Genomic DNA, 17921 nt, shown 5'->3' on the forward strand with positions numbered 1-17921 from the left:
CCCGCGGTGCATGTTCACGGACGAGACAACACGACCACCAACGTTGGTCGGTTGTGGGCATTCCAATCACCGGTACGGCTCGATACAAAATATTTACCACTGTGGTAGGCACTGTCTGCCGAATAGAGGGCCAACCGTAATGGCTGACCACTGTTGTAAGCTTGCACTACACCGTAGGTTACGTCGATTTTGCGTTTAGGTAGGTTATTCCAATCGGGCAAGCCACTCATCACGCCTACCCAACCGGAACGATCATGCACAGCTTAGCAAGCTACTTCGAGCAGATGAGCCAAACACTGGAGCAATTACCACTCCAGACACTTCAGCGTGTGGCTAACGCACTGTGGGAAGCGTATCAGCGTGATGCTACCATTTTTGTGTGTGGAAACGGCGGCAGCGCTGCGACTGCTTCGCACTTTGCTTGCGATCTAGCAAAATGGACGATCAAGCCACAAACCCGTCGTGTCCGAGCAATTGCCCTCACCGATAACATTCCTCTTATCACGGCATGGTCGAACGATCAAGGGTATACCGACATTTTTGTCGAACAATTACAGGCGCTGTATCGTCCGGGCGACATTATCGTTGCCATATCGGGCAGCGGTAATTCACCAAACGTTATTCGTGCCGTCGAGTGGGGCAACGCAGTCGGCGCCGTCACCGTTGGTTTGACCGGATTTGACGGTGGAAAGCTCTACCGGATCGCCCAAATCGGCCTGCACGTGAATAACCGGTTCATGCCGCAGGTAGAAGATATTCACAGCACGATCTGCCATGCACTCGCCGTCAATTTAGGCCACCAGATCGAGGAATCGCTCCAAGTGGATACCCTACGAGAGCTTGCGGTAGGAGACTCACTATGATCCCGGTTGCCCGTCCTCTGATCGGTCACGAAGAAGAAGAAGCCGTACTAGCCGTGCTGCGATCGGGCATCATCGCACAAGGGCCGGAAGTAGAGCACTTCGAGACCGAATTTGCCGCCGTGTGTGGTACCCGCTATGCAGTGGCAGTTACAAACGGCACTGCTGCACTCTACCTCGCACTCCTAGCCCACAATATTGGGCCAGGCGACGAAGTGATTACGACTCCGTTTAGCTTTGTTGCCACCGCCAACAGCATTCTGATGACCGGTGCAACCCCGGTATTCGTCGATATTGATCCGCAGACCTACAACCTTAACCCCGATTTGATCCCGGCGGCAATCACGCCACGCACACGAGCAATTATGCCGGTGCATTTGTACGGTCAACCGGTCGATATGGCGCCGATTATGGAAATTGCGCGACGCTACCATCTTGCCGTGATTGAGGATGCAGCACAAGCGATCGGTGCAACCTACCGTGGTCAGCCGGTCGGTAGTTTTGGTGTGGGCTGCTTTTCACTCTACGCCACCAAGAATATCACGAGCGGTGAAGGCGGGATGATCACGACCAACGATCCGGCCATCGCCGAACGACTCCGTTTGTTACGCAATCACGGTAGTCGGATGCGTTATTACCACGAATCGCTCGGTTACAACTTCCGTATGACCGATGTGCTTGCAGCCATCGGGCGCGCACAATTGGCAAAGTGTGACCGCTTTACCCGCCGGCGAATTGCCAACGCTGCGTTTCTCAGCCAATACATCAACCATCCGACAGTGATCACACCCTTTGTACGGCCTGATGTTCGGCACGTCTTCCATCAATACACCATTCGCGTGATCGGTGATCGGGATGCGGTCATACAGCAGTTAAACGCTGCCGGCGTAGGCACAGCTATTTTCTACCCATTACCAATCCCACAACAACCGCTATACCGTCAATTGGGGATCGAAGCCGAAACGCCGGTCGCCAACCGCGTTGCCCGCGAGATTATCGCACTACCGGTGCATCCGGGATTGAGTGAAGAGGAGCTGCATCAGATTGCGACCGCAGTCAATGAGCTACAAATTCGCGAACCGGTGCTAACCATCTAACATTACACAAAAAAAGGGGGGGTAATGATCGACATCATCGGTGGGGGTATTTTAGGCCTTACCCTTGCTTACGAGTTGATCAAACGCGGGACATCGGTGCGCGTGTGGGAGCGAGCGCCAACCCTTGGTGGATTGATGGGGCGTACACGCTTCACCGAACTCGGCGGAATGGAGTGCGACCGCTACTACCACGCAATCCTGAGCAGCGATCGCACGCTTATGAGTCTGTTTGACGAACTAGGCCTACGCCACCGACTGCGCTACACTGCGACAAAGATGGGCTTTTACCACAACGGCACTATCTATCCGATGTCAACACCGCTAGAGTTTCTCCGTTTTCCACCACTGCGCCTGATCGACCGTCTCCGCCTCGCCTACACCATTCTCGCATGCCGCCGGATTACCGATTGGCGTCAACTCGAACAGATACCGGTGGCCGAGTGGCTCACTCGTCTTAGTGGGGCACGTACCGTCCGCCATGTGTGGGCACCATTACTGCGCGCCAAATTCGATGGCGATTACAGCCGCATTCCGGCAACGTACATCTGGTCGCGACTAATGCGCACGACCGATACACGCACAAAGGGCGGTAGCCAAGAGCTGATGTGCTACCTGCCTCATGGCTATCAAGAGCTGATCGATGCCTTGGCTGCAACGATCCGACAGCACGGCGGACAGATCGAGCTAAACACTGCAATTGATACGATACAGATTGTCGATGGTCATGTCAGTGGATTGGTTGTCAACGGGTACGAGATACCGGCAACAAACGTCGTCATCACTGCACAAACGCCGATTGCTCGTCGTTTACTGCCATCGGTTGCCACCGCTGTCGCACAGCGCTGGGGACAACTCGATGAGTTTCTTGGTATCGTCTGTGTGCTGCTGGTTTTGCGCCGTCGACTTACTCCGTACTATACCCTCAACATCACCGATGAGCGTATTCCATTTACCGGCGTCATCGAGACGACGAATCTGATTGACCCACAGTACGTAGGCGGCTACCACCTCGTCTACTTGCCGAAATACGTCGCAGCAACTAGCCCCTTCGCCCGTATGGCCGATGATGAGTTACGCACCGTCTTTCTCGGTCATGTACGGCAAATGTTTCCCGATTTACGCGATGAAGATATCGCAGCGATCCGGATCGGACGTGAACGGTACGTGGAACCGATTCATCCTATTGGCGCAACCGACCTAATACCGCCATTAACTACCGAGATCGACGGTCTCTTCCTCGCCAATACCGGCCAAATCTACCCTCAATTGACCAATGGTGAGTCGGTTTGTACCTTTGCGCGATCGGTAGCAGATCAACTGTCACCACGATTAGTTCAGGGAACTCCATCGGCTCTCCTAACACGAATGTGAGGCAACCCATGAGCTTGACCAGCGTTGAACTAAAAGCTAACAGTTCTGAGCGAATCGGATGGCAATTCCATCGTCTCGCCTTAATCGGTGCACTCATAGTCGGCGATGCCTTCGTCGTGACCGTCAGTTTTGTACTTGCCTATGTGATGCGATTCTTGACTAATTTACCCTTCTTTAACGAAGGTGCAATGCAGTCGGAATTTTATACGCTGCTGATTATGATGCTGGTCCCAAGCTGGATCGCACTGTTTGCCGTATATCACCTCTACGATGACAAGCTGTTGTTCAACGGCACCCAAGAGTACCAACACATTACCAACGCTACGAGCATGGGTATGCTCATTGTCGTTCTCCTCACATTCTTCTGGGATAACCTTGTGGTGGCACGCGGTTGGTTACTTCTCAGTTGGTTTCTCTCGCTGAGTCTGATGACGCTGTGGCGATTCAGCGTTCGTCGGTTTGTCTACTGGCTGCGGAAACACGGCCACCTGCACAAACGGGTCTTGATCATCGGCGCTACCGAGGAGGGTCGAGCAATTGCCGAGCAGCTTTTGGCCGAGCAACGTGCCGGTGCAACGATCGTTGGCTTTATCGATAACACACTACCGGTGGGCAGCGATGTAATTCACGGCAAGGTAAAGGTCCTAGGTACCACCGGTGATTTTACCGAATTGATCCAACATAACAACATTGAGACGATCATTATTGCCGATACGAACCTGATCCGTGAGCAGCTCATTACCATCAACGGTGCAATGGATGTGCTCAGTCGATTGGAGATTATGCTCGCCCCCGGTCTTTTCGATCTCTTGACCATTGGGGTACAGGTTCGCGAGCAGGGTGCGGTACCACTGCTTAGCCTGAACAAGACGCGCATTACCGGACTGCACGCCATCGGTAAAAAGATCGTCGACGTGGTGGGCGCGTTGGTAGGACTGATGCTACTGTCTCCACTCTTGATCTGCGTCGCGATTGCCATCAAACTGGATAGTCCCGGTCCGATCATCTACCGGCGGCGCGTCATTGGGGTCGGCTATCGCGAGTTTTCCGCCTTTAAGTTTCGCACGATGTACATCGATGGCGACCGGCGGCTGACACCAGAACAACGCGCTGAGTTGGCCCAGAAGGGTAAACTGATTGACGATCCGCGAATTACGCGCGTGGGTAAGTGGCTGCGTCGCACGAGCATCGACGAATTACCGCAACTCATCAATGTCTTGCTCGGTCAGATGAGTCTCGTCGGGCCACGTATGATCACCGCAAGCGAGATGCACCATTTCGGGCGTTGGCAGCACAATCTACTCATGGTCCGACCTGGTTTAACCGGCCTCTGGCAGATCAGTGGGCGAAGCAATCTCGGCTATGCCGACCGTGTGCGACTCGATATGCACTACATCCGCAACTATTCGATCTGGCTCGATCTATTCATTATCTACCGTACTGTCCCGGTCTTGTTGAAGGGAGAAGGCGCTTACTAGCAATATTGCGGGGAGGGAACTATGACGCCACACACATTACGAGCAGCGGTGATCGGAGTGGGAAGTATGGGACGTAATCACGCCCGGGTCTATGCCAGTTTACCGGGGGTAGAACTGGTTGCATTGTGTGACACCAACTATGCTGTGGTCAGTAATCTTGCCAATATCTATCGTTGTCGCATTTACACTGACTACCACGAAATGTTGGCAAACGAGAAGCTAGATCTGGTTTCGGTCGTAGTACCAACGAAGTATCATTTTGCCGTGGGAGGAACTGTGATCGCCCACGGTGTACACGTTCTGATCGAAAAGCCGATTGCCGCAACAGTTGAACAGGGCTGGATGTTGATCGAGGCAGCGCGTCGCCAAGGTGTTTTGCTCACGGTTGGCCATATTGAGCGCTTTAATCCGGCGATCATCGCTCTCAAAGAGCAGCTTCAGAACCATGAACTCGGCAACCTCTTTCAGATTATGTCACGTCGAGTTGGTCCCTTCCCGGCACGTATTATGGATGTGGGGGTGGTGATCGATCTGGCAACACACGAGATCGATATTCTCAACTACCTGATCGGTTCGCCAATTGTACGAATGTACGTCGAACTCCACCGGCACCTACACCAAAGCCACGAAGACATGTTATCGGCACTCTTGCGGTTTGAGAACGGGATGATCGGCGTGCTCGATATCAACTGGCTCACACCGACCAAGATTCGAGAACTGAGCGTCGTTGGCGAGCGCGGGATGTTTGTCGCCAATTATCTTACACAAGACCTGACCTTCTATGAAAACGATGCGTGTCAAGGCCGTGCATGGCCCGAATTGGCGCTGATCGGGGTTAGTGAAGGTCGTAGCATTCGGTTGAAAATACCACGCCGCGAACCGCTGTACGAAGAGTTGCGAAGCTTCTGCGAGGCAGTTCGCTACGGAACCGAACCGCTTGTGAACGGTGAGGAAGGTGTGAATGCGCTTGCGATTGCTAATCAGATGGTCGAGATTGGCTTACGTAACCAACCGGCAGCCCGCCTGATCGAACGTGCATTAGCGTTGGGCGGGTGATGTCACGCTGAGATGCTAATCATCAGAACGAGCGGACAGATTGTCCCCGCTCTGTCCGCCCTTCATTCCTACCGTTTCACTCGATACCCGGCAGCTTCCCGATCCCACGCCTTGCTTACACCTTCGGCTTTCAGCTTATACTTCTCAACTCGCTCGGTTGCCGTCTTCGGTAAACTTTCGCGGAACTCGATATAGCGCGGTACGGCGAAGTAGGCCAGTCGTTCTTCACACCACCGCACCAAGTCGAGCGGATCGAGGGTAGCACCGGGGCGTAATACCACCACGACCTTAACCTCTTCCTCGCCTAGTTCGCTCGGTACACCGACTGCCGCGCTTTCGAGCACTGCCGGATGAGCATTAACTGCCCGTTCAACTTCCCACGATGAGATATTCTCACCCCGCCGCCGAATCGATTGTTTGAGCCGGTCGATGAAGATGGCGTAGCCGGCTTCGTCAAGACGCCCAAGATCGCCGGTATGGAACCAGCCACCGCGCATAGCAGTTGCCGTCTGTTCGGGCTGACGGTAATACCCCATCATGATCAGGTTGTCACGCTGTGGACGAATCACTATCTCACCGGGGACACCGGGCGGTAACGGAGTATCGTCAGGGCCAAAAATCGCCAACGCAAAACCGGGCATTGCCGTTCCGAACGTACCCACCCGCACCGCATCACGCGGATTCGCAACGCAAAAACCGGTCGTTTCGGTCAGACCATAGCCCTCGATAATCGTCAACCCAAATCGTTCCTCAAAGGCACGCCACAGATCAGGTGGTGTAGCCGCACAGGCCGCTATCCGCACCCGATGAGCACGGTCGTCGGGTGACGGTGGTTGTTTCATCAAGATCGGGATCATCGCGGCCAAGAGATTGCAGATCGTCGCCCCTAGATCGGCCAGTTGTCGCCAATAGCGCGAAGCGCTAAACTGCTCAAGCAGGGCAACGCTCGTCCCACGATAGATCGCCGGTAAGACGGTATGCGCCTGAGCATTGATATGAAAAAGTGGTAGGCTGGTTCCGAACACATCATCGGCGGTTGCGCCGATCATCACATCGGCGAAGAGGGCCGCCGAGTGGAGATAGGCGTGATGGTTGAGCATGACACCTTTTGGTGGACCGGTGGTGCCGGACGTATACAAGATACTATGGAGATCGGTCGCGTTTCCGGGGGTAGGTTCGGCCATCCTCGCACCGGCCAATGCGGCAGGCCACGCAAGCATTCCGTTTGGCCCAGACTCACCCCGCACGACGATGTGGTGCAGGTCCGGCAAACGGTCACGGAGGACGAGCACGCGCTCGAGTAATGACGGTTCGATCACCAACACCTTCACTCCGGCATGCTCGAGGATGTAGTGGAGCACATCCCCTTTGAGGTGTACGTTGATCGGTACCGTCACCGCACCAAGACAAGCACAGCCGAACCATGCCCACAGATAATCGGGCGTATTACCGAGCATCAACCCGACCCGATCACCGAGGCCGATCCCGAGGTCGGCAAAGACGCCGGCAGCTCGTCGAGCGAGAGCTACCGCTTCAGCGTAGTGCCATTGCCGGTCGGCAAAACGCAGGAAGATGCGATCAGGGTGTTGTTCGGCTTGAGCAGCCAGGGCATGCCATATCGTATCCATAGGCGTGATGCACATTGCTTTCAGTTGATGAGCACTATTGTACTCGATGTTTGTGCGATGATGCAAACGACACGCCAACGTTCCCGACTACCGTTCACGTTCGCCCATCGCCGCGAGCAATTGCTCATCACGACAATCACTACCAATGCTGAGGAAGCCAAGCCAACCAACACCAGCAGCCACCAGCACCAGCGGTACCCAACTTTCCCCAAAGATTGGCCACAGAGCTCTCAGGATTGCGATAGCTCCACCACCGTGTAATTGGTACCATACTACGCCTAAGCCCATCAACCCGAATGCACTGACCTGGAGCGGACGCAACCGCGGCCCATCGATCCGGCAGGAAATAGTATCTCGTTGGCGCCAATGCGTCACTATCCCTCCGGCAATGACGCTCATGGCAATTGCCAGCCCAGCACCGCCGGCGCCGAGTAGCGACTCGCAACCCACGGCCAAGAGGGCAATCCCTACCACGACACCGCTCCACCACACCCATCGTTTCACATCCATACGCTACTCCAGCTCAACAACTCCCAACTCAGACTCTAACACATCAACCGCTGTGCGCAACACCTTGATCCGAGCAAACTTCTTATCCTCCGCTTCAACAATCGTCCAAGGGGCAAATGGTGTACTGGTGCGCAGTAACATCTCATCAACTGCCGCGAGATACGCCGGCCACTTCTCACGATTACGCCAATCTTCGTCGGTCAATTTCCACGCTTTGTACGGCACATTCTGTCGTTGCTCAAACCGACGTAACTGCTCTTCAGGGCTGATGTGCAACCAAAACTTCGCAATGATGGTACCGAAATCGACCAACTGGCGTTCAAATTGATTAATTTCGGCGTAGGCCCGTCGCCATTCCTCAGGTCGCGCGAATCCTTCGACCCGCTCAACCAGGACCCGACCGTACCACGAGCGGTCGAACACCGCAAACTGACCACGCGGTGGCAAGCGTCGCCAAAAGCGGTAGAGGTAGTGGCGCGCTTTGTCATCGCCGGTCGGTGCTGCAATCGCATGCACGATATACGCCCGTGGATCGAGTTCAGCAGTCAGACGCTGGATCGCCCCACCTTTACCGGCGGCATCCCATCCCTCGAACACTATCACCACCGGTCGTTTCTGATGGTAGACTTGCAACCCTAGCAAGTACAGCTTAGCCTGCAACCGTTTCAACTCACGATGATAGGTCTCATCGTCGAGGCGCAGACTGAGATCAACCCGTTGCAACGGACTAGCCGCGTAGGTTGGTGACCCTACCGGGACCGTTACCACCGCCGATCCGTTTGACATTGGTGTTGTGGTGAGCTGATGACCGGCCTCTTCCGCCGGTGGTGACGGACGAACCGTGTCTGTGTTGGTCGCACCACCCAGCACCGGTATTCGGATCGACAAGTTGTAGCGGCGGAGTGCTTCACCACTATCATCAATACTGGCGCCCCGATCAACCGCAGTGATACCCAGGCGACTTTCCAGCGCACCGACAATCGTCTGCAAAATGTGCAAACGCGCATAGTATTTATCGGCCGCCGGAACAATTTGCCACGGTGCAAACGCTGTATCGGTGCGTACCAGCATCTCCTCGACTACTTGGTAGACACGCTTGTAGTGACGGTGTTGCCAACGATCCTCATCGGTCACCCGCCACGACTGCAACGGATCGGACAACAACTTCTTAAAGCGACGAGCCTGCTGTTTTTTGGTAATATGGAGCCAAAACTTAAGAATGAGCGCCCCATCATCGGCCAATTGGCGCTCGAAAACAACCGCATCTTCGCAGCGCGTCCGCCAACGGTCTTGATCACCGTCGGTCGTATAGGCAGCCAGTAATTCACGATACCACGACCGATCGAAGAACGTCATCTGACCATAGCTGGGAATCTTGAGCCAGAAGCGATAAAGCCACGGATACTGCTGCTCGTAAGTTCGTGGCGGCGTGATCGGATACACCCGAAAACCGCGCGGATCGAGCCGACGGGTAAGCGTCGCAATCGTGCGCGCCTTGGCCGTTCCGGCCCAGCCCTCAAACACGAAAATGGTAGGAATGCGCGCTTCGAGTAGCATCTGCTCCAGATCAAAGAGCCGCGCTTGCAACTCAGGGACCAAACGCTGGTACTCCGCTTTAGAGAGCGACACATCGGTAATACAGCGATCAAGCATGGTATGAATCCTTACTAGCCGACTGCGAGACAAGACTCGCTTGTGTGGCGAAGAGCGAAACAAACACTTCAATCACCTGCGGATCAAAATGGCGACCTGATTGCTCGCGTATGTAGCTCAATGCCCGCTCGTGTGACCACGCAGCCCGATAGGGCCGGTCGCTGGTCAGCGTATCGTACACATCAACAACCGCGAAAATACGAGCAGCGAGCGGTATTTCCTCACCACGCAAACCGCGCGGATAGCCGGTTCCATCCCATTTTTCATGATGACACCACGGAATATCGAGTGCCGGTGCAAGGAAGGAGATCGGACGTAAGAGTTCGACTGCAAGCGTGGGATGGGTACGCATAATCGCCCATTCTTGTTCATCGAGCGGGCCGGGTTTGCGCAGGATGGCATCGGGAATCCCCATTTTGCCGATGTCATGCAACAATGCTCCCCATCGAATATACACCAATTCCTCGGCACCGAAGCCCATACGGGCAGCAATCTGCATGGTTAGCTCCGTGACACGCCGAGAATGGCCTTCAGTCTCGTGGTCACGTAGATCGAGTGCCCGTGCCCAGCCCTCGATAGTGGCATCGTAGGCTTGGCGCAATTCGGCATTAGCCTGCTGCACCTTCTCGAACAGCTCGGTACGGTATAGCGCATTCCCGATTATCTCGGTGGTGGCACGCAACAGTTCGATGGTCACTGCGGAGAATGGCTCGCTCGCGAGGAGGGTTATCGCTACCCACAACCGATATTCAGGGCAGACACTACCCGTCAATGGGACGACAACCAATTCTCCGCCGGGTAAGACGATCGGTGGAGTTGGCTCGGACGGTATCGTATCACTACCAACTGTGGCAAGCCGATCGGCGACCCAATCAAACCGAATTGCCTCACCTGCAAGCTGTTCGATCTGCCATCCTTCGTCCTTAAAACGCCAGAATACCACCGACTGCGCCGCTGCCAATGCCTGCAACTCATGCACCACCGTCTGCATCAATTCAGCACAGCTTTGAGCCACACGCATCGCCGCACTCAATTGCCTCAGGGCACGCTGTTGCTGTTCACGCTGTACCCGAACGGAAATATCCTGCTTAACGGTGATAAAGTGAGCAATAACGCCATTCTCCTGCTTCACCGGCGTAATCGCCAGCTCTTCGTGATAGCGTGAACCGTCTTTACGGCGGTTGATCAAGGTGCCACGCCACGTCCGACCACTCAGAATCTCTGCCCACATGGTGGCATAAAACGCCTGGTCTTGCTTGCCCGATCTCAAGATGCGCGTATGCCGACCGATAGCTTCCTCGGCGTGATAGCCGGTTAATGCCGTGAAAGCCGGATTCACCCACTCGATCACGCTATTAGAATCGGTAATCACTATCGCCTGATCGGAGGCAATCAATGCCCTGCGCAACAGATCAAGTTCTGCTTGCACCTGTTTACGTTCGCTTATATCACGAATGACACTGAGCAACACCCGTTCACCATCAATATCGGCGCCGGTTGAACTCACTTCTACCGGAAACACGCTCCCATCGCGTCGAACATGCAGAGTTTCAAACAGAATCCCCCCATATCCGCCTGTCGCATCTGATCAAGAATGTACGGGTGTGTTTCCGGCGCCCGCAATTCGAAGATGGTGCGAGTACAGAGTTCGTCCCGTGAATATCCATAGGCACGTTCAGCCGCCGTATTGGCTTCAAGAATGCGACCATCGCTGGCCCGAATAAACAACACAATATCACGGGCATGGGCACTGAGCAGCTCATAACGCGCGAGGCGCGCAGCGGCCAACACCTGATCGGTCACATCACGGGCAATACCCTCAATCACCCTGTTCGCAACCACAAACCGGAGATCAAGCCACACATAGTTACCGTCGCGCCGGCGAGTGTGCAAGAGAAGCTGCCCGCGCCCTTGCTCGATCAACCGTTCGACCTGCCCAATTTGGGAAGGATCGAGAAACGAGGGAATACCCGGAAATTGGTTAAACAATTCGTCCAGTTCATAGCCCAAGATGCTGGTTACCGCAGGATTAACAAAATCGAGTTGGGGGTTGGGCTGCAACCGGTACCGAAAGATGATGTCGGATGCCTGCTCGGCCAAACGTCGAAAACGAGCCTCGCTCTGGGCCAATGCAGCCTGAGCAGCATCTCGTTCGATGACACGTCGTCGTGACTCAATAAGCTGTGCCACATTCGCAGCCAGGATCATCCCTAGCTCGACAACCGCGTCGGTAAAAAAGTGCGGTTGGTCGGCATAGAGATTGAGTGTTCCGATCATCTTTCCATCGATGTGGAGTGGCAAGGCTGCCGAAGAGCGCAACCCCCGCGCTAATGCTGCTTCACGCCATGGATTCATACGCGGATCGTTCGCAATGTCGAGCGACACAACCGGTATCCCCATGCGCAGGGTCGTCCCAGTTGGTCCACGACTCCGTTCCCGATCGTCCATCCGAACCTGAACAAGATCGACATAGTCGCTCGCATCCCCCCAACGGGCTACCGGTAAGACACTCTGCGTCCCTGGATCGAGCAGACCGATCCACGCCAGCTTGAACCCAACCTCTTCAACAGCAAGCCGGCAAATCGCTTGTTCAAAAGCCGGTAACGAGACTCCACTGAGCGAGAGCCGGTGCAACTCGCCTACCAGGCGGCTCAACTGCAAATATACCTTCATTTCCCGGCTGATATAACCAAAAACGACAAAACCCCAACCGAGTGTTACAGTAACGAAAGACACATCGATCAACGGACGCAGCCACGACACTGCCTCCGGCCTGGTATTCAACCAGAGATGTGTCGCCCATAGCCAAACGGCGGCTAGAAGCAGGTACCCTCCCACTAGTGGTACGTGGTATCTTGCGAGGAATAGACGCTTCATCGCATCACCGGTACAACATCCGCGATTTTTTGTATTGTAGCAAACAACCCTTGCCAAACCCGTATCACGATCGGTAGGGATTGTCGCAACTATCGCAACGAAACGTAATTATTGTGGAACGTTGTCGTAACTCTCCCCCATCTGTTAGCGAACCGAAATACCATGGAAAGCAGCGCAACGTATAATTGTAGACAACGATACCAAAGAGGAGCCGACTATGGAGCCCTACAGCTCACCTACAGCCGACGAAATCGAACGGCTCGTCGAAATTACCGAACACTTACGCGACGGTGACTTTACTGTTGATGTACCGGTTCCGTGTAACAACGACGAATGTCTCTCCCGATTAGCGGCATCGCTTCGTGAACTGGTCAAAACCCTCGCCCGTCGTCAGCATGAGCTTGAAATGCTCCACCGTATCACCAGCCGGATCAACGCCGGTCCTATGCTCGACGAAATTCTCGATGGGGTCTACAACGACTTTCGCGATGTCATCCCCTATGAGCGGATCGGTTGTGCGTTGCTTGAAGAGGGCGGCAAGGTGGTCCGCGCACGCTGGGCACGTACCAGCCTACCTACCGTTCACCTCAAACGAGGCTATGCTGCGGCAATGGCCGGCAGCAGCCTGGAAAAGATTATACAGACCGGACAACCACGAATCATTAACGATCTCGTGCAATACCTGCGCCAAAAACCCGAATCAGAATCGACCCGCCTGATAGTTAACGAAGGGATTCGCTCATCACTTACCTGTCCGTTAATCGCCAACGGGGTGCCAATCGGGTTTATCTTCTTTTCGAATACCCAAACCAACACGTACACGAACGAACATATCGAGCGCTACATGCAGATCGCCGAACAGTTATCGGTAATCGTCGAAAAGGGTAACCTTGTCTCACAACTAGCTGCGCAGAAAGAACTTCTTGAACAGCAGAATGCAGAACTGCGACGGCTTTCAGTCCTGAAAAACAACCTGCTCGGCATGGTCGCACACGATCTGCGCAACCCGGTGGCGATCATCCAAATGATGACGGCTATTCTCCGCAACCCGAACTTGCCACGGTCACCAGAAGAGCGCCGACGCCTCCTTGACGAGATTTACCGACAGACCGAACACATGCTGCTACTGCTCAACGATCTCCTCGACCTGAGCCAGATCGAAAACGGGACCGTCACTATATCCCCTGAACCGGTGCCCATTGAGTCACTGCTCGAAGAAACGGTCAACCGCCATCAAATGCTCGCAGCCCCCAAACACACCCGGATCGAGCTAACAGATGAACTCAATGGAAAGTTGTATGCCGATTCGCTCCGCATCCGGCAGGTACTCGATAACCTGATCCCGAATGCTACCAAGTTTTCGCCACCCGGTAGCGTTATTACCATCAGCGTCGAGCGAGACGGCAACTGGTGGAAGTTTTCCGTCACCGATCAAGGTCCGGGCATTAGTCCAGAAGAGCGGAGTCGCATGTTTGAAGCATTTAGCCGGCTATCAGCTCGGCCGACCGGCGGCGAAAAGAGCACCTGTCTGGGGTTAGCTATTGCGCGTAAAGTCGTTTTGGCGCACGGTGGCGTCATTGATGTCTCTCCTACACCGGGTCAGGGCGCCACATTTTGGTTTACCTTACCGGCTGACCCACTAGAAAGAGCTTAAGGATGACCAACACGTCTCCGATTCAACGTCGCTTGATCCGAGTCTTTCGACGTCTCACCGATGATTTACGTCGCGACCTTTTGACGGCACACACGTCTTCACTCCAACGGTTGATTCTAGCGTACATCGGTGGTCTCATCCTAATTGCACTGGCGTCAATCGGTGGGTACTGGCTCCTGACCGTCAACTCACAACGACTGGCCCAGTACGACCGTCTTCTCAACCTCACTCACCAACAACAGATCCGCGCACAGCAGATCGCTTTGCTCGCCAACGAGTTGGCACTGTTTGCCGATGCCTCACAAGCAACTTCCATTCGCGCCGAATTGCATGTACTCAGAGACGAACTCTGGCGAACCCATCAGCGTTTACTCGCCGACGTACCGACTGACTCACTCAACCGTACAACCACGGTACTCGAACGATTTCTTACCTACGTCGACAATCTTACCGTCGCACCACCTGCTTTGCTCAATCGCAACAATACTGACTTACGGGCGATTCAGACCAACCTCATTGTCGTTCAGAGTGATCTGAGCGCAACGAGTAGCATCTTGCTGATGCAAAGCCAAGCATTACGCGATCAGATTGCGTTCATCCAAGCCGGGGTTGTAGTACTGATCCTTTCGTTACTGATTCTTGGGGGAGTCCTGATTATCCGACCCTACGCCCGTAGAGCACGCCAGGAAGCCGAGCAACTCCGCATGCTCTCACTCGTCGCACGTTATACCGATAATGCGGTGATTATTACCGACCGCAACGGGCAGGTTGAATGGGTGAACGAAGGGTTTACCCGTATCTCCGGCTACACACTTGATGAAGTACGCGGTAAAAAACCCGGTGATTTCTTACAGGGACCGGAAACTGACCAAGAAACGGTAGTAGCTCTTAGCCAGGCGATTCGGAATGGGGAATCGATCAAAACCGAAATTATCAACTACACAAAAGATGGTCAACCCTATTGGTTATCGCTTGATATTTCACCGGTGTACGATGAACAGCATAATCTCATTCGCTTCATCGCGATAGAATCGGATATTACACATCAGAAAGAGATGGAGCGTATGTTACGGTCGGCGCTCAAAGAGAGTCGTGATATTATGAATGCGCTTGACCAATCGGCGATTTTATCAATTGCCGATCCTGAAGGGCGTATTTTGGAAGTAAATGAGCGTTTCTGTGCAATTACCGGCTATCGGCCCGATGAGTTGATCGGCAAAGACCATCGTATCTTCAAATCAGGCATCCATCCACCGGAGTTTTTTGCCGATTTGTGGACCACGATCAAGGCCGGTCGGATTTGGCGCAACGAGATCTGTAACCGGGCTAAAGATGGCCATTTGTTCTGGGTGGATACGACAATTGTCCCGTTTATCGGCGATAATGGTCAACCCGAACGCTACCTCGCTGTGCGGTTCGACATCACCGGTCGCAAGAAGAGCGAAGAACAATTGCGTGCCAGCGAGACGCGCTACCGTTCGGTAATTACGGCCATGAGTGAGGGCATCGTCGTCATGAATAAAGCTGGTGTGATTGAGACGTGTAACGCCAGCGCCGAACGCATTCTCGGCCTCAGCTACGATCAACTCGTCGGGCGCACCAGTTTCGATCCACGTTGGGAGGCAATCCACGAAGATGGCACGCCGTTTCCCGGTGAAGAACACCCGATTATGGTTTCGCTCACCACCGGTCGCCCGCAAAGCGATGTGGTGATGGGTATCCGCAAGCCAAGTGGTGAACTGATCTGGATTTCGATCAACTCACAGCCACTCTGTGACGAGCACGGGAATGTCTATGCTGCCGTCGCCAGTTTCCACGACATTACCGCCCGCCGGAATGCCGAACAAGAGCTACGTTTTCAAAAGACGTTGCTCGAATGTCAGACGGAAGCATCACCCGATGGCGTATTGGTCGTTTCACCCGACCGTCGCTGTCTCTATGCCAATCGACGCTTCCGCGAGATGTGGAAGCTAGGCGAACTTAACGTCGAGCAGGCAATGTGCGCCGCGAGCATGGAAAAGATACTCGAACAAGTTTGCGATCCCGAACGAGTGAGAAACGAGATCGAGGAACTGTACGCCCATCCACACCTAACCGGCAAAGCGGAAATTGAATTGAAAGACGGTCGTACCTTCGAGCGCTACAGCGCACCGGTGATCAGCAGTGAAGGTGATTATTACGGACGAGTCTGGTTCTTCCGCGATGTCACCGAACGACGGGCAATCGAGCGCATGAAGAACGAGTTCGTGGCCGTTGTGTCACACGAGCTGCGCACACCACTTACGTCGATCCGCGGCTCCTTGGGCCTGATTGCCGGCGGTGTGGCCGGGGAATTGCCACCACGCGCTGCGGCAATGATCGATATTGCCTTGAAGAATAGCGAGCGTCTGGTGCGACTCATTAACGACATCCTCGACATCGAGAAGATCGAATCGGGTAAGATGGTCTTTAAGATGCAACCCGTCATACTCGACGAACTGGTTAGTCAGACTATCGAAGCGAACCGCGGCTTTGGTCAGCAGTACGATGTTCAGATTGAACTCACCGCTACTTTGCCCGGTGTACAGGTCTACGTCGATCCCGACCGGATGACACAGGTCATTACGAATCTGATCTCGAATGCAGTGAAGTTCTCCCCGCCAGGGTACAAAGTCGAAGTCGCGATTGGCCGTGAACCGCAGGGACGGGTACGGATTACCGTTACCGATCACGGGCCAGGTATTCCTCCCGAGTTTCGTGATCGTATCTTCCAGAAGTTTGCGCAAGCCGATTCCTCGAATACCCGTCAGCAAGGCGGTACCGGTCTTGGTCTGAGCATTAGTCGGGCGATTGTGGAGCGCCATGGCGGACAGATCGGCTTCGTGACGGCAACCGGTGTCGGTACCACGTTCTACGTTGATTTGGCCGAATATCGCCCCAACACGACCAATGTGCTACCACTACCAACGCGACCGCGTGCGCCACGCATCCTGATTTGTGAAGACGATCCGGACATCGGTGCCTTGCTGTCGTTGATGTTACAACAGGCCGGCTATGCCACGGATGTAGCGCATTCCCTCGACGAAGCGCGTGACTTACTTGCTCAACACGACTACCAAGCTATGACCCTCGATCTGATATGGCCGAACGACGATGGAAGAGCCTTTATTCAAGAAATACGCGCCAATGAAAAGGTTCGCGATCTGCCGATCATCGTGGTATCGGCACGTGCCGGCGAAGCGCAGATCACTAGCGAGGAACAGCTTGATGTGATAGACTGGTTACCCAAACCAATCGATCAACAACGCCTGCTCGCTGCTCTCCAACGCGCAGCCCGCCGCAAGAACACCGGTCGCTCGCAAATCTTGCACGTCGAAGACGATAACGATGTCTTCACCGTGATAAGCATGCTGCTGGCCGATATTGCTGACGTACAGCAAGTGGCAACGCTGGCCGACGCCCAACGTCTCCTACAGGCACAATTGTTCGATCTGATTATTCTCGATCAAAACCTTCCCGATGGAAGCGGGATTGAACTCTTGCCACTCATTGAACAGCAACAACCACCACTACGGGTCATTCTCTTTTCGGTGCGTGATTTTGAGCCTGACATTACCGGTAGAGTCGCGGTCACCCTCGTCAAATCACGCAACTCGAACACCGAATTGCGGAACACTGTGGTGCGATTGCTCAATCAGGCAGCGGTGCTGTCATCGTCGAACATGTGAACGTGATTCTTGCAACTGAAGGAGAAATAA

The 17921-nt window shown here is 54.3% G+C and carries 13 protein-coding genes; 7 read left to right on the forward strand and 6 right to left on the reverse strand.

What is annotated here, in order from left to right:
• Positions 1–14 precede the first annotated feature (14 nt).
• On the reverse strand, positions 15–260 hold the full coding sequence (locus tag ACP5OT_RS11430; RefSeq protein WP_424676361.1) for a hypothetical protein: 246 nt from the start codon (positions 258–260) through the stop codon (positions 15–17).
• On the opposite strand from ACP5OT_RS11430, the gene ACP5OT_RS11435 reads away from it, so the two are divergent.
• The 5 genes from ACP5OT_RS11435 to ACP5OT_RS11455 are packed head-to-tail and all read left to right on the forward strand — an operon-like array spanning position 255 to position 5862.
• Positions 255–863 (forward strand): D-sedoheptulose-7-phosphate isomerase, encoded by a 609-nt coding sequence (locus ACP5OT_RS11435; RefSeq protein ID WP_424676362.1) that lies wholly within the window; start codon positions 255–257, stop codon positions 861–863. The two genes, ACP5OT_RS11430 and ACP5OT_RS11435, sit on opposite strands and share 6 nt — an antisense overlap.
• Positions 860–1957 (forward strand): DegT/DnrJ/EryC1/StrS family aminotransferase, encoded by a 1098-nt coding sequence (locus ACP5OT_RS11440; protein WP_424676363.1) that lies wholly within the window; start codon positions 860–862, stop codon positions 1955–1957. Before ACP5OT_RS11435 ends, ACP5OT_RS11440 begins: the two co-directional genes overlap by 4 nt.
• A 24-nt stretch (positions 1958–1981) precedes the next feature.
• Complete coding sequence (locus ACP5OT_RS11445) at positions 1982–3328, forward strand: NAD(P)/FAD-dependent oxidoreductase (protein ID WP_424676364.1); 1347 nt, start codon at positions 1982–1984, stop codon at positions 3326–3328.
• Positions 3329–3336: 8 nt separating this feature from the next.
• The gene (locus ACP5OT_RS11450; RefSeq protein ID WP_424676365.1) at positions 3337–4806 is read left to right on the forward strand and encodes a sugar transferase; all 1470 of its coding nucleotides are present in this window, start codon (positions 3337–3339) and stop codon (positions 4804–4806) included.
• A 21-nt stretch (positions 4807–4827) separates the two neighbouring features.
• The gene (locus ACP5OT_RS11455) at positions 4828–5862 is read left to right on the forward strand and encodes a Gfo/Idh/MocA family protein (RefSeq protein ID WP_424676366.1); all 1035 of its coding nucleotides are present in this window, start codon (positions 4828–4830) and stop codon (positions 5860–5862) included.
• Positions 5863–5930: 68 nt separating this feature from the next.
• On the opposite strand, the gene ACP5OT_RS11460 is transcribed toward ACP5OT_RS11455, so the two are convergent.
• From ACP5OT_RS11460 to ACP5OT_RS11480, 5 genes are all read right to left on the reverse strand, one after another.
• Positions 5931–7490 carry an ATP-dependent acyl-CoA ligase gene (locus tag ACP5OT_RS11460; RefSeq protein WP_424676367.1) on the reverse strand — a complete coding sequence of 520 codons (1560 nt, stop codon included), beginning with the start codon at positions 7488–7490 and terminating at the stop codon, positions 5931–5933.
• An 87-nt stretch (positions 7491–7577) separates the two neighbouring features.
• Positions 7578–8000: a hypothetical protein gene (locus tag ACP5OT_RS11465; RefSeq protein ID WP_428112413.1), complete on the reverse strand. Its 423-nt coding sequence runs from the start codon at positions 7998–8000 to the stop codon at positions 7578–7580.
• Positions 8001–8003: 3 nt separating this feature from the next.
• Positions 8004–9653, reverse strand: coding sequence for a hypothetical protein (locus ACP5OT_RS11470; RefSeq protein ID WP_424676369.1), 1650 nt, complete (start codon positions 9651–9653; stop codon positions 8004–8006).
• Positions 9646–11175: an HD domain-containing phosphohydrolase gene (locus tag ACP5OT_RS11475; protein WP_428132185.1), complete on the reverse strand. Its 1530-nt coding sequence runs from the start codon at positions 11173–11175 to the stop codon at positions 9646–9648. The genes ACP5OT_RS11470 and ACP5OT_RS11475 overlap by 8 nt, the downstream gene beginning before the upstream one ends.
• Positions 11163–12416, reverse strand: coding sequence for a GAF domain-containing protein (locus ACP5OT_RS11480; RefSeq protein WP_424676371.1), 1254 nt, complete (start codon positions 12414–12416; stop codon positions 11163–11165). Before ACP5OT_RS11480 ends, ACP5OT_RS11475 begins: the two co-directional genes overlap by 13 nt.
• Positions 12417–12747: 331 nt before the next feature.
• Here ACP5OT_RS11480 and ACP5OT_RS11485 point away from each other — a divergent pair, with 331 nt between their 5' ends.
• Together ACP5OT_RS11485 and ACP5OT_RS11490 are read left to right on the forward strand one after the other, a co-directional pair.
• Positions 12748–14184, forward strand: coding sequence for an ATP-binding protein (locus ACP5OT_RS11485; RefSeq protein ID WP_424676372.1), 1437 nt, complete (start codon positions 12748–12750; stop codon positions 14182–14184).
• Positions 14185–14186: 2 nt separating this feature from the next.
• Positions 14187–17891 carry a PAS domain S-box protein gene (locus ACP5OT_RS11490; protein WP_428132188.1) on the forward strand — a complete coding sequence of 1235 codons (3705 nt, stop codon included), beginning with the start codon at positions 14187–14189 and terminating at the stop codon, positions 17889–17891.
• Positions 17892–17921: the final 30 nt, after the last annotated feature.

The sequence above is a fragment of the Chloroflexus sp. genome (assembly GCF_049970315.1).
Lineage (GTDB): Bacteria > Chloroflexota > Chloroflexia > Chloroflexales > Chloroflexaceae > Chloroflexus.